The organism is Pseudomonas sp. MCal1 (assembly GCF_026341415.1).
GTDB lineage: Bacteria > Pseudomonadota > Gammaproteobacteria > Pseudomonadales > Pseudomonadaceae > Aquipseudomonas.
The window spans coordinates 1-14,963 of sequence record NZ_JAKUMP010000002.1 but is presented as its reverse complement, the minus strand read 5'-3'; the positions used below and the strand labels follow the sequence as shown (position 1 = coordinate 14,963).

Below are 14,963 nucleotides of genomic sequence, written 5' to 3'. Positions count from 1 at the left end.
GGACCACGGCATGCAGCAGTTGATTGAATCGGTAGGCGCGCTTTCTCCCGAGAAACGCAAGGCGCTGGCGATTCTACTGGGCAAACAGGGCATTAACCTTTATGGCATCGCGCCGATTTTCCGGCGCGCCGAAGGTGAACCGCTGCTTTTGTCTTATGCCCAGGAGCGGCAGTGGTTTCTCTGGCAGATGGAGCCGGACAGCGCGGCGTACCACATTCCCACGGCGTTGCGCTTGCGCGGCGCCCTGGACATGGCGGTGCTGCAGCGCAGTTTCGATACGCTGATCGAGCGTCACGAAAGTCTGCGCACCGGCTTTGCCCGAGGTGATCAGGACAGGGCCATTCAGCTGATCAAGGCACCGTTTGCCTTGCAGATCGAGGTTCGCGAGCTGGAGGGCGAAGTCGATGAGCCGCGTTTGCGCGCGGCCATCGAAGCCGAGATTGCCCGCCCGTTCGATCTGGAACAGGACACCTTGCTGCGGGTCTGCCTGCTGCGGCTGGCACCGGACGATCACGTTCTGGTGATGGTGCAACATCACATCATTTCCGATGGCTGGTCGATGCAAGTGATGGTCGGCGAACTGATCGAACTCTATGCCGGGTTCAGTCAGGGCGCACCGGCCACGCTGGCACCGTTGCCGATCCAGTACGCCGATTTCGCCCAGTGGCAACGCAGCTGGATGGACGCCGGTGAGCGCGAGCGGCAATTGAGCTATTGGGTCGAACATCTGGGCTCGGATCCGGGCGTGCTGGAACTGCCGGCCGATCATCCGCGCCCGCTGGTGCAAAGCTATCGCGGTGCACGTCTGGACATGCAGCTGGACGCGGCGTTGAGCAAAGGCCTGCAGGACCTTGCGCGCCGTGAAGGCGTGACGATGTTCATGCTGTTGCTGGCCGCGTTCCAGACCTTGCTGCATCGCTACAGCGGTCAGGACGACATTCGCATCGGCGTGCCGATTGCCAACCGCAACCGCGCGGAAACCGAAGGGCTGATCGGCTTTTTCGTCAACACCCAGGTTTTGCGCGCCACCCTCGACAGCAGCATGACGTTCAGCGCCTTGCTGGCCCAGGCCAGGCAAGCGGCGCTGGGCGCGCAGGCGCATCAGGATCTGCCGTTCGAGCAATTGGTCGAAGCCCTGGCGCCGGAACGCAGCCTGAGCCGCAGCCCGTTGTTCCAGGTGATGTTCAACCATCAGAGTGGCGCGCGGCAGGCCCGGCAGGCCATGCAGTTGCCGGGGCTGGCGGTTGAAAGCGTGAACTGGGACAGCCTCACGGCGCAGTTCGACCTGACCCTGGAAACCCACGAATCGCCGGAGGGCGTGTGGGCCTCGCTGATCTACGCCACGGACCTGTTCGAAGCCGCCTCCATCGAGCGTATGGGCAGGCATTTGCAGGCGTTGCTCAAGGGCATCGTCAGCGATGCGCAACAACGTGTCGGCGAATTGCCGTTGCTTGATGCCAGTGAGCGGCAGGTATTGCTGCACGACTGGAACCCTGTCGACGCACCGTTTGCCAGCGACCTGTGCATTCATCAGTTGATCGCCCGGCAGGCCGCGCAGACCCCGAATGCACGCGCGGTGACGTTCGCCGAGCGGCATCTGACCTATGCCGAGCTTGAAGCACGGGCCAACCCGTTGGCGCATGCGTTGATCGAGCGAGGCGTCGGTCCGGAGGTGCGCGTCGGCGTGGCGATGCAGCGTTCGGAGAATCTGCTGGTCGCGCTGCTGGCCGTGCTCAAGGCCGGGGGCGTGTACGTGCCGCTCGACCCGGATTACCCGGCCGACCGCGTCGCCTACATGCTCGAAGACAGCCGGGCGCTGTGCCTGCTGACCGAACGGGACGTCGCCGCCAGTCTGGCGACAGCGGCGGACACCGACGTGCTGCTGATGGACAACGCCGCCGAGGATTTCGCCGCGTATCCGGCGCATGCGCCGCAAACGCGGGTGTCGGCCGACAATCTGGCGTATGTGATTTACACCTCCGGTTCGACCGGCAAACCGAAAGGCGTGGCGATTGCCCATCGCAACGTACTGGCGCTGATCGACTGGTCGCAATCGGTGTACAGCCGCGACGATATTCAAGGCGTGCTGGCTTCGACGTCGGTGTGTTTCGACCTGTCGGTGTGGGAGCTGTTTGTCACTCTGGCCAACGGTGGTTCGCTGATCATCGCCCGCAATGCGCTGGAGTTGCCGCAGTTGCCGGCCCGCGATCAGGTGCGCCTGATCAACACCGTGCCGTCGGCGATTGCCGCCCTGCAACGCAGCGGCGAGATCCCGCCGAGCGTGCGCATCATCAATCTGGCCGGTGAGCCGCTCAAGCAGTCGCTGGTCGACACCTTGTATGCGCAACCGACGGTCGAGCATGTTTTCGACCTGTACGGCCCGTCGGAAGACACCACCTATTCAACCTGGACACGGCGCATGGCGGGTGGCCAGCCGAGCATCGGCCGGCCGCTGAAACACACCGCCAGCTATGTCCTCGATGGCGAGTTGCAACCGGTGCCGCAAGGCGTCGCCGCCGAACTGTACCTGGCCGGTGCCGGCATCACCCGCGGTTATCTGGCCCGGCCGGCGTTGACCGCAGAAAAGTATCTGCCGAACCCGTTCGGCGCTCCGGGCGAGCGTTTCTACCGTACCGGTGACCTGACGCGTTATCAGCCTGACGGCAACCTGCAATACGTCGGGCGTATCGACCATCAGGTCAAGGTGCGTGGTTTCCGCATCGAGCTGGGTGAGATCGAAGCGCGTTTGCTGCAACAAGACACGGTGCGCGAGCTGGCGGTGCTGGCGCAGGAAGGCGCGAGCGGTCAGCAACTGGTCGCCTGCATCGTGCCGAGCGCTGCCCTGGGTAACGCCGAAGAACAAGCGCGGCTGCGCGAAGTGCTCAAGACCGCTCTGCGCGAGCACCTGCCCGAATACATGGTGCCGGCGCATTGGCTGTTCCTCGAAAAACTGCCGCTGACCCCCAACGGCAAGCTTGATCGCAAGGCGCTGCCCAAACCTGACGCAGCGCTGGAGCAGCACACCTATCTGGCGCCGGGTAACGACAACGAACGGCAATTGTGCGAGATCTGGCAAGCCGTGCTCGGGCTGGAACAGGTGGGCGTCACGGATAACTTCTTTGCCCTTGGCGGCGATTCGATCATCTCCATCCAGGTGGTCAGCCGTGCACGTCAGGCCGGCCTGCGCATCACCCCCAAGGATTTGTTCCAGTACCAGACCGTGCAAGGTCTGGCCCGGGTCGCCCAGCGTGGCGACGCGGCGTTCGGCATCGAGCAGGGCGCCGTCACCGGCAGCACGCCGTTGCTGCCGTTCCAGCAACGATTCTTCGAGCTGGCGATTCCCGAGCGTCAGCGCTGGAACCAGTCGTTGCTGCTGAAACCTTCGCAAGCGGTCGATGCCGATGTCCTCGAGCACGCCTTGCAGGCACTGGTTGCGCATCACGACGCCTTGCGCCTGAGCTTCAGCGAAGGTGCCGAAGGCTGGACGGCCACGCACCGCGCGCCGGATAACCGGCCGTTGCTGCAACAGGCGAGCGTGCAGCACGCCGACGAAATCGAAGCGGTGTGCGACGCCGCGCAAGGCAGCCTCGATTTGCAATACGGCCCGCTGTTGCGCGCCGTGCTGCTGAATGTGGCCGATGGCAGCCAGCGCCTGTTGCTGGCGATCCATCACCTGGTGGTCGACGGTGTGTCCTGGCGCGTGTTGCTGGAAGATTTGCAGAACGCTTGCGAGCAGCTGCAGAACGGCCAGACAGTCAAACTGCCGGCCAAGACCAGCCCGTTCAAGGACTGGGCGCAACGCCTGCAAGCGTTCGCCGGTGGTGAGCTGCAACAGGAACTGACGTGGTGGGCCGGCCAGTTGGGTGAAGCGCCCGCCGATCTGCCTTGTGACAACCCTGCGGCAAGCTTGCAGAACCGTCACGCGGTGAGCGTGGAAACCCGCCTGAATGCGGATCAGACCCGCCAACTGTTGCAGCAGGCGCCCGCCGCCTATCGCACGCAGATCAACGATCTGCTGCTGACGGCGCTGGCGCGGGTGATCTGCCGCTGGACCGGTCAGGCCTCGACCCTGATCCAGCTCGAAGGTCATGGCCGTGAAGCGCTGTTCGACGACATCGACCTGAGCCGAACCGTGGGTTGGTTCACCAGCCTGTTCCCGGTGCGTCTGACCGCGGCCATGGGCCTGGCCGACTCGCTGAAGGCGGTCAAGGAACAGCTGCGTGGCGTACCGAACAAGGGCCTGGGCTTTGGTGCCCTGCGTTACCTGGGCGACGAACACGCGCGGCAGACGCTCGCCGCGCAGCCGGTGCCGCGCATTACCTTCAACTATCTGGGGCAGTTCGACAGCCAGTTCGACGAGGCCGCGCTGTTCGTGCCCGCCAGTGAAAGCACCGGCCGCGAGCAGAGTTCGCTGGCACCGTTGGCCAACTGGCTGGACATCAACGGCAAGGTCTACGGCGGTGAGCTCAGCCTCAGCTGGTCGTTCAGCCACGAAATGTTCAATCAGGCGACGATCCAGCGTCTGGCTGACGACTATGCACAAGAGCTCAATGCGCTGATCGCCCATTGCTGTGAGGCGCACAACCGCGGTGTGACGCCGTCGGACTTCCCGCTGGCTGACCTGACTCAGGCGCAGCTCGATACGCTGATCACCGATCCGCCATCGGTGAACAACATCTATCCGCTGTCGCCGATGCAACAGGGCATGCTGTTCCACACCCTGTACGAACAGGGTTCGGGCGATTACATCAACCAGATGCGGGTGTCGGTGGAAGGGCTTGATGTCGAGCGTTTCCGTCAGGCCTGGCAAGCGGCGCTGGAGGCCCATGACATTCTGCGCACGCGGTTTGTCTGGGGCGGGGCGCAGGCTCAGCCGCTGCAAATCGTCGAACGCTCGGCCACGCTGCCGTTCACCGTTCACGACTGGCGCGGCCAACCGGGCGAAGCGCTGGATGCGCTGGCCGAGGCCGAACGCAACCGTCCGTTCGATCTGAACGAGGTGCCACTGTTGCGCCTGGTGGTGGTGCGCACCGCGCAAGACCGCCACGAACTGCTCTACACCAGCCACCACATTTTGCTCGACGGCTGGAGCAACTCGCAGTTACTCGGTGAAGTGCTGCAACGCTATGCCGGGCAGGTGCCTGCAGCGCCCATTGGCCGCTACAGCGATTACATCGCCTGGCTGCAGCGTCAGGACAGTCAGCTCAGCGAGCAATTCTGGCTCGAGCGTCTGGCTCAATTTGATGAGCCAACCCGCCTGGCCCAGGGGCTGGCGGATCGGTCGACGAGCGCCGAGGGCGGTACCGGGCACTATCAGCAGTGGATCGACGCCACGGGCACATTGCGCTTGAGCGAGTTTGCCCGTCAGCAAAAAGTCACCCTCAACACCCTGGTGCAAGCGGCGTGGCTGTTGCTGTTGCAACGTTACACCGGGCAATCGACCGTGGCCTTCGGCGCCACTGTGTCGGGGCGTCCGGCCAATCTGCCGGGGGTCGAGCAGCAGGTCGGCCTGTTCATCAACACCCTGCCGGTGATTGCCCGTCCAGAGCCGCAACTGACGGTCAGCCAGTGGCTGCAAACCGTGCAGGAACTCAACGTTGGCCTGCGTGATTTCGAACACACGCCACTGGCCGATATCCAGCGCTGGTCGGGGCAGGGCAGCGATGGCCTGTTCGACAACCTGTTGGTGTTCGAGAACTACCCGATCTCCGAAGCGCTGGAGCAAGGCTCGTCGCTGGGTCTGAATTTCGGCGCGGTCGACACCCGTGAACAAACCAACTTCCCGCTGACGGTCGGGGTCAACCTCGGCGAAACCCTGTCGGTGCATTACAGCTTTGCCGCCGCCCGTTTCAGCGCGCAGGCGATTGTGCGTTTGCACGCGCAACTGGCTTCGTTGCTGGAGCAGTTCGTGCAGTCGGCGAATGCGCGTCTCGGCGCGTTGACCCTGCTCAGCGGTGAAGAACAGCGCCGTCTGCAGGACAGCAATCGTGCGCAACCGTGCACGGATCCGTTGCTGGTGCATCAGCGCATCGCGGTGATCGCGGCGCAGCAGGCGCAACGGGAAGCCGTGCGTTGTGGCGATCAGGCGTTGACTTTCGCCGAGCTTGAAAGCCGGGCAAACCGCCTCGCGCATGTGCTGATCCATGAAGGCGTCGGGCCGGAAGTGCGTGTCGGCGTCGCCCTGCCGCGCAGCCCATCGATGCTGGTGGCCTTGCTCGCGGTGCTCAAGGCCGGCGGCGCCTATGTGCCACTGGATGCCGGTTATCCGCGCGAGCGCCTGGCCTATCTGATCGAAGATTCGGGCATCGCGCTGTTGCTCAGCGATTCGCAACTGCGCCCGCGGTTGCCGCTGAGCACCGGTTTGCGCGCACTGGATCTGGACACGTTGCCGACCGCCGAGTGGCCAGACGTGGCGCCGCAGGTCGAGGTGCACCCGCAAAACCTTGCTTACGTGATTTACACCTCCGGTTCCACCGGCCAGCCCAAGGGTGTATGCGTGGAACACGGACCGCTGGCGATGCATTGCCAGGCGATCGGTCAGCGCTATGAAATGACCCCGGACGATTGCGAGCTGCACTTCATGTCGTTCGCTTTCGACGGCGCTCATGAACGCTGGTTGACCCCGCTGACCCATGGCTCGCGGCTGTTGCTGCGCGATGACAGTCTGTGGAGTCCGGAGCAGACCTATGCCGCCATGCAACAGCACGGCGTGACGGTGGCGGCGTTCCCGCCGGTGTACTTGCAGCAATTGGCCGAGCACGCCGAACAGGTCGGCCAGCCGCCAGCGGTGCGCATCTACTGTTTCGGCGGCGATGCCGTGCCCAACGACAGTTTCGAACGGGCGCGTGCGGCGCTGGCGCCACAGCACATCATCAACGGTTACGGGCCGACCGAAACCGTGGTCACCCCGTTGATCTGGAAGGCCGGGCGCGGCGACGTGTGCGGCGCGGCCTATGCGCCGATCGGTACGCGGATCGGCGACCGCAGCACCTGCGTGCTCAGCGCTGACCTCAACGCATTGCCACAGGGCGTGATGGGTGAGTTGTATCTGGGCGGCACCGGACTGGCCCGGGGTTATCTGGATCGTCCGGCGATGACCGCTGAACGCTTCGTACCCGATCCGTTCGGGGCGCCGGGCGGTCGTCTGTACCGCAGCGGAGACCTGGTGCGTGAACGCGCCGATGGCGTGTTCGACTATCAGGGCCGCGTCGACAATCAGGTGAAAATCCGTGGTTTCCGCATCGAACTGGGCGAAATCGAAGCGCGCCTGCTGGAGTTGAGCCGGGTGCGTGAAGCCGTGGTGCTGGCGCACACCGGGCCAAGCGGCAAGCAACTGGTGGCCTATCTGGTACCGACGCAGCCGGTGGAGGAGGCACAACTGGGCGAATGGCGCGACAGCGTGCGCGACGCCCTCAAGGAGAGTCTGCCGGCGCACATGGTGCCGGCGCACTTGATGGTGCTGTCGAACCTGCCGGTGACCCCGAACGGCAAACTGGACCGCAAGGCGCTGCCGGCACCGGACGCCAGCCTGATGCAGAACAGCTACGTGGCGCCGCGCAATGACATGGAGCAACGCATCGCCACGATCTGGGCCGATGTCCTGCGCCTTGAGCGGGTCAGCGCTACGGACAACTTCTTCGAACTGGGTGGTGATTCGATCATCTCGATTCAAGTGGTCGGCCGTGCGCGGCAGGCCGGTATCCAGTTCACGCCCAAGGATCTGTTCCAGCACCAGACCGTGCAGGCACTGGCGGCGGTCGCACAATCGGGCGGCACGGTGCTGAGCATCGATCAGGGGCCGGTCAGCGGGGCGACGCCGTTGTTGCCGTTCCAGCAATGGTTCTTCGCCAGCGAGATCCCCGAGCGGCATCACTGGAACCAGTCGCTGCTGCTCAAACCGGCGATGACTCTGCATGCCGGGACCGTCGCGCAGGTGCTTCAGGCACTGGTTGCGCATCACGATGCCTTGCGCCTGTCGTTCATTGAAACGACTGAAGGCTGGACCGCCACGCACCGCCCGCCCGAGCCTGTGCAGGAACTGCTCTGGCAGCGCACGCTGACGGATTCGGCTGACATCGAAGGGATCTGTCAGCAGGCCCAGGGCAGTCTCGATCTGCTCGACGGGCCGCTGCTGCGCGGTGTGTTGTTCGATCTGCCGGATCACACTCAGCGCTTGATGCTGGTGGTGCATCACCTGGTGGTCGATGGTGTCTCGTGGCGGATCCTGCTGGAAGATCTGCAAACCGCGTTCAGCCAGATCCAGGCCGGGCGCGAGGTCGCGTTGCCGGCCAAGACCAGCGCCTTCAAAGCCTGGGCCGAACGCTTGCAGGCACACACCGCCAGCCTCGATGACGAGCAGGCCTTCTGGCGTGAGCACTTGCGCGGGGCGACCGCCACTTTGCCGTGCGAACATCCGGACGGCAGCCTGGAAAACCGCTACGCGCAAAGTGTGCAGACGCGCCTTGCGCCGGAGCTGACCCGACAATTGTTGCAACAGGCCCCGGCGGCTTATCGCACGCAGGTCAACGACTTGCTGCTGACCGCACTGGCGCGGGTCATCAGTCGCTGGAACGGGCATGCTTCGGCACTGATTCAGCTGGAAGGTCATGGTCGTGAAGACCTGTTCGACGATATCGATCTGAGCCGCACCCTCGGCTGGTTCACCAGCGTGTTCCCGGTACACCTGACGCCGGCCAGCGGTTTCGCTGAATCGATCAAACAGATCAAGGAGCAACTGCGTGCGATTCCCCACAAGGGCATCGGTTTTGGCGCCTTGCGTTATCTGGGCGATGCCTCGGCGCGTGAGACGCTGGCAGCGCTGCCTGTGCCCAAAATCACCTTCAACTACCTTGGCCAGTTCGATAGCCAGTTCGACGAAGCCGCGCTGTTCCTGCCGGCCGGCGAAAGCGCCGGCAGTGACCTCGGCGAACAGGCCCCGCTGGGCAACTGGCTGTCGGTCAACGGTCAGGTGTATGGCGGTGAACTGAGCCTGTCGTGGAGCTTCAGCGAGCAAATGTTCGACACCGCGACCGTGCAGGCCGTGGCCGATGAATACGGGCGTGAACTGACGGCGCTGATCGAACACTGCGTGACCCCGGGCAACCACGGCCTGACGCCGTCGGACTTCCCGCTGGCGGCGCTGGACCAGGCACGTCTGGACGGTTTGCCGGTGCCGGTCGCGGACATCGAAGACATCTATCCGTTGTCGCCGATGCAGCAGGGCATGCTGTTCCACACCTTGTCCGATGATGGCGACGATCTTTACGTCAACCAGCTCAACCTGTCGGTCGAAGGCCTCGATATCGAACGCTTCCGTGCCGCGTGGGAATGCGTGGTGCAGCGTCACGAAATCCTGCGCACGTCGTTCCACTGGCAAGACAGCCAGGCGTCACCGGTGCAGGTCGTCCACCGTCAGGGCATTGTTGACCTGCAAGCGCTGGACACGCCGATGGATGAGGCGCAACTCGCCGAGTTCGCCCGCCAGCAGCGGGTTCAGGGTTTTGAGCTGGATCGCATGCCGTTGCAACGCACGCGCCTGATTCGTCTGGACGCCGACAAGTACCAGTTGATCTGGACCAGCCATCACATCCTGATGGACGGCTGGAGCAGTTCGCAGTTGTTCGGCGAGGTCCTGCAGCACTACGCCACCGGCCAGATCGAGGGCGAGAGCGGTCGTTACCGCGACTTTATCGCGTGGTTGCAGCAGCAGGATTCGGCGCAACTCGAGCAGTTCTGGCGCGGCCACTTGCAGACACTGGTGGAACCGACCGCGCTGAGCCAGGCGATGCACCCGCGTCATGAATCCGCCGAGCACGGCCACCAGGCGTTGTACACCCGTTGGGATGCGCAGCAGACCGCCTTGTTGCAGCAGCATTGCCGGGCTCAGGGCATTACCGCCAACACCTTGATTCAAGGCGCATGGTTGCTGTTGTTGCAGCGCTACACCGGTCAGCACAGCGTGGCGTTCGGTGCCACCGTGGCCGGGCGCCCGGAAGGGTTGCCGAATGCCGGCAACATGCTGGGGCTGTTCATCAACACCTTGCCGGTGATCCAGACCCTCGATCCGGCGCAGCCGCTGAATGCCTGGCTGAGCAGTCTGCAGGCCTATAACCTCGATCTGCGTGAACATGCTCACGCACCGCTGGCGGATATTCAGCGTTGGTCGGGGCAGGGCGGGCAAGCCTTGTTCGACAGCATCATCGTGTTCGAGAACTACCCGATCGACCAGCGTCTGGAACAGGCACCGGGCGGCCTGCGCTTCGGCGCCTCGGCGAGCCATGACGTGACCAATTTCCCGATGGACCTGGCGGTGCATCTGGGAGAAGAGTTCTCCATCGAGTACCTGTTCCTGCGTGATCGTTTCAGTGTCGAAGCGGTCGAGCGGATCCGCCAGACCATGGAAGTGTTGCTGCACAGCATGATGCGGCAGCCGACGGAGCGTCTGGGCAACCTGCAGCGTCTGGCCGCGCCACAATGGCAGGCCTTGCAACAGTGGGGCGCAGAACCGGCGGCGGTGCATCGGCGCGCGCTGTTGCCGGCGATGATTGCCGCGCAACGCCCTGAGGCCATTGCCGCCGAATGTGGTGCCGAACAGTTGAGCTACGCGCAACTCGAGTGCCGTGCCAATCAGCTGGCGCATCATTTGATCGCCGCGGGTGCCGGTCCGGAAGTGCTGATCGGTGTCGCACTGGAACGTTCGCTCGACATACTGGTGGCTCTGCTCGCCGTGTTCAAAAGCGGCGCTGCCTATGTGCCGCTGGACATCGACTATCCGGCCGATCGCCTGGCTTTCATGATCGAAGACTCCGGCATGCGTCAGATGATCAGCCGTGGCGCCGCCAGCCAGCGTTTGCCATTGCCGGCGAACCTGCCATTGCTTGATCTCGACCTTTTCGACGGCAATCAGTACCCCGACACGGCCCCGCAAGTACAGACCTGTGATGACAGCCTCGCCTACCTGATCTACACCTCGGGCTCCACCGGTTTGCCCAAAGGTGTGGCGGTGACCCACGGACCGCTGAGCATGCATTGCCAGGCAATCCGTGAGTTGTACGAGATGGATGCCGGCACGCGCGAGTTGCACTTCATGTCGTTCGCGTTCGACGGCGCCCATGAACGCTGGCTGACCACGCTGGCCTTTGGCGGCACGCTGGTGCTGCGCGATCATGAACTGTGGACACCGGAGCAGACCAGCCACGCCTTGCTCAACCGTTCGATCGATATTGCCTGCTTCCCGCCGGCCTACCTCAAACAGGTGGCTGAGTATGTCGAGGCCAGCGGCATGGCCGTGCCGAAGGTGCGCATTTACTGCCTTGGGGGTGACGCGGTGCCGGAGCAGACCCTGGCGCAAGTGCGCCGCGTGTTGCAACCGCAGTACATCACCAACGGTTACGGCCCGACCGAAACCGTGGTCACGCCAATGCTCTGGAAAGCGCCGAACAATGAAGCCTGCGCTGCCGCCTATGCGCCGATCGGGCGAGTGGTCGGCCAACGCTCGCTGTGGGTACTGGACGACGATCTCAATCCGCTGCCACAGGACTTGTCCGGCCAGTTGTATATCGGCGGCTACGGGGTTGCCCGTGGTTACCATGGCCGTGCGGCCATCACCGCCGAGCGCTTCGTGCCGGATCCGTTCGGGGCACCGGGCAGCCGTCTGTACCGCAGCGGCGACCTGGTGCGCCTGCGCCATGACGGCATCCTCGATTACGTCGGCCGCGCCGACCATCAGGTGAAGATTCGCGGTTTCCGCATCGAACTGGGTGAAATCGAAGCCTGCCTGCGCGCTCAGGACGGTGTCACCGATGCCGTGGTCATCGCCCGTGACGGCGTCTCCGGCAAACAGTTGATCGGCTATGTGGTCAGCACCGACGACAACGCCGGCGAGCGTCTGAAGACCCTGTTGCGCGCACAGTTGCCCGAATACATGGTGCCGCTGCAGATCATGAGTCTGGCACGCCTGCCGATCTCGCCGAACGGCAAACTGGACCGCAAGGCGCTGCCCGAGCCTGAGTTTTGCGCCGATCAATATCAGGCGCCGCGCAACGAGCAGGAAACGTGGCTGGCCGAGATCTGGGCCGATGTCCTGCAAGTGGAGCAGGTCGGTATCAGCGACAACTTCTTCGAGTTGGGCGGTGATTCGATTCTCAGCCTGCAAGTGATTTCCCGGGCGCGGAACCATCCGCAACTGAAACTGGACATCAAGCTGCGCGACCTGATGCGCTTCCAGACCATTGGCAACCTGTTCGACCAGCAAGCGGTCGCGCGCTCGAGCCAGACCGCCGACAGCAGTCATGTAGCGCAGGCGGGGGCGTTTGGTCTGTTGCCGATCCAGGAATGGTTCTTCGCCGAGGGGATGAGCGAACCGCATCATTTCAACCAGGCGATGATGCTGCGATCGCGCCAGGCGCTGGATGCCCCGGCGCTGGAGCAGACGCTGCGGTTGATGCTGGCGCAGCACGACTCATTGCGGCTGCGCTTCTATCAGGATCAGGGCCGCTGGTTGCAGCACTATCAAACGCTGCAGGACAGCTTGTGCATCGCCGAGCACAACCCGTTGCTGTGGCAGCGTGAGATCAGCGACATCGAGCAACTCGACGCACTGGTCAACGAAGCGCAGCGCAGCCTCAACCTGCTCGAAGGGCCACTGATGCGCGGCCTGCTGGTGAATCTGCCGGACGGCGAGGTGCGCTTGCTGTTGGTGGTGCATCACCTGGTAATCGATGCGGTGTCGTGGCGGGTGTTCCTGCAAGACCTGCAACTCGCGTACGAGGCGTTCAGCCAGGGTCGCGAGCCGCAACTGGCGCAGCGTACCAGCAGCTATCGCGCCTGGGCCGATGGCCTGGCGGCGCAGGTGCCGGCACTGGTCGGGCAAGAGCTGGATTACTGGCTCGGACAACTGGATCAGCCGGGCAAGGATCTGCCGTGTGACAACCCGCGCGGCAAGAACCTGGTGCGTTTTCGCGAAGAAGCGTTCATGGGGCTCGACGCCACCCGCACCGGGCAACTGCTCAAACAGGCGCCGGCGGTGTACGGCACCCAGATCAACGATCTGCTGCTGACTGCCCTCGGTCGTGTGCTGTGTCGCTGGAGCGAGGCCGAGTCGGTGCTGGTGCAACTGGAAGGGCACGGTCGTGAGGACCTGGTCGAAGGGCTGGATCTGAGCCGCACGCTTGGCTGGTTCACCACCATGTTCCCGGTGCGGCTGGCGCCGTTGGCGGAGCAGGATTTTGGCGCTTCGATCCTGGCGGTCCGCGAGCAGTTGGCTGCTGTGCCGCAGAAAGGCGTCGGCTACGGCGCGCTGCGCTACATGGCGGATGCATCGGTGCAACAGCGTCTGGCGGCGTTGCCCCAGGCGCGGCTGACCTTCAACTATCTGGGACAGTTCGACCAGACCTTTGACGAGCAGGCGATGTTGATGCCGGCGCACGAGCACATCGGCGATGTCTACAGCCTGGATGCCAACCTCGGCAACTGGCTGGAAATTGTCGGTCAGGTGTTCGACGGCAAGCTGTCGATGCGTTGCATGTACAGCACCCGTCGCTTCCGCCCAAGCACCATCGAGACCTTGATGCAGCAGTATCAGGCCGAGCTGGAAGCGCTGGTCGAGCATTGCCTGCAACAGTCGGCGGGTTGAGCCGGTCTTTAACTTTTTGAGAGGGCCGGTGCGCATTGTGCGCATCGGCCCGGGATGGGGTGCATGTCATTGAATTCGGAAGTAGCGGCGTTTCTTGATCTGGTCGAAGACAGTCGGAACGTTGCGTTTCACCAAGGGACACCCGAGCAGGCCCGGGAGGCGTTCGAGCAGTCCTCGCAACAGATGCGTTGGGAGGTGCCGGATGTCGAAGTGAGTGAGGTGCGACACCTTGCCCGCGACGGCGCCGAGCTGACCTTGCGGCTGTACCGTCCGTTGCACAAGGACGGTGTCTTGCCGGTGCTGCTGTTTTTGCACGGCGGTGGTTTCGTCGTCGGCAGCCTCGACTCCCATGACGGTATTTGCCGTGAGTTCTGCGCGCGCACACCGTGTGCGGTGCTGTCGGTGGGTTACCGCCGCGCGCCGGAACACAAATTCCCGGTGGCGTTGCACGATTGTGCCGATGCCCTGGATTGGCTGCGCGAACGGGCCGGCGAATTCGATCTCGATCTGTCGCGCCTGGTGTTTGGCGGCGACAGCGTCGGCGCCACGCTGGCGACCGTGCTGGCACTTGAGGCACGCGCCCCCGGCGCGCTGAAACCGTGCCTGCAATTGCTCTGCTACCCGGTGACCGACGCCTCGCAGCGCCGAGAGTCGATGGACTTGCTCGGTGAAGGCTACCTGCTGGAAAGCGAAACGCTGGAATGGTTCTACCAGCACTACGCCCGCAGCATCGAGGATCGCCGCGACTGGCGCTTCTCGCCACTGCTGAGCCCCGACCTCAACGGCGCAGCCCCGGCCTACGTGGCGCTGGCCGGTTTCGATCCGCTGGTCGATGAAGGCCGCGCCTACGCCGAGCGTCTGGCGGCGGCGGGCGGCTTGCTCGAATGCCGCGAGTTCGGCGGCCACGTGCATGACTTTTTACGCATGCGCATGGTCACCGAGGAGGTCGAGGCGATCTATCAGGAACTGGTGAGCGTGCTGCGCACCGTGATGTATCCCGAAACGGTCTGATCCGACCTGGCCTGATGTGCGCTTCATTCCACATCAGGCCTTCAATACCCGTCCCTGTGGGAGCGAGCCTGCTCGCGAAGAGGCCGGTCGTGACGTCCGGTTTCAGGCGCTTGGCTGTTCCGGTTTGAAACCTTGTCTGCCGTTGGTGTAGTTCGAATTACACCTGGCTTCCTTCCGCATGCTTTGCTGTGTCATTAAACGTTCATCCCAAAAAAAAGGTTCTTCACGGATTACCGGGAAAGACGCTCTTGATCTTCATGAAAAAGAATTCGCTATCCCGGTAACCGTACGCCATCCGTTTGATGACCTTTATTCGATT

At 63.6% G+C, this 14,963-nt stretch carries 3 protein-coding genes; 2 read left to right on the top strand and 1 reads right to left on the bottom strand.

The window, feature by feature from the left end:
• Positions 1–10: 10 nt before the first annotated feature.
• A complete protein-coding gene (locus MKZ87_RS03320; protein ID WP_085703518.1) occupies positions 11–13,633 on the top strand; it encodes a non-ribosomal peptide synthetase in 13,623 nt (4,540 codons plus the stop codon).
• Positions 13,634–13,696: 63 nt separating this feature from the next.
• A complete protein-coding gene (locus MKZ87_RS03315) occupies positions 13,697–14,644 on the top strand; it encodes an alpha/beta hydrolase (protein WP_266200293.1) in 948 nt (315 codons plus the stop codon).
• A gap of 223 nt (positions 14,645–14,867) precedes the next feature.
• Here the strand turns inward: MKZ87_RS03315 and MKZ87_RS03310 are convergent.
• Positions 14,868–14,963, bottom strand: a 96-nt coding sequence (locus MKZ87_RS03310) for a transposase (RefSeq protein ID WP_244647842.1), incomplete at its 5' end; no start/stop codon positions are given.

Excerpts from the sequence above, each read along its gene's own strand:
- MKZ87_RS03320 (WP_085703518.1), top strand. The coding sequence starts at position 11 with ATGCAGCAGTTGATTGAATCGGTAGGCGCGCTTTCTCCCGAGAAACGC.
- MKZ87_RS03315 (WP_266200293.1), top strand. The coding sequence starts at position 13,697 with ATGTCATTGAATTCGGAAGTAGCGGCGTTTCTTGATCTGGTCGAAGAC.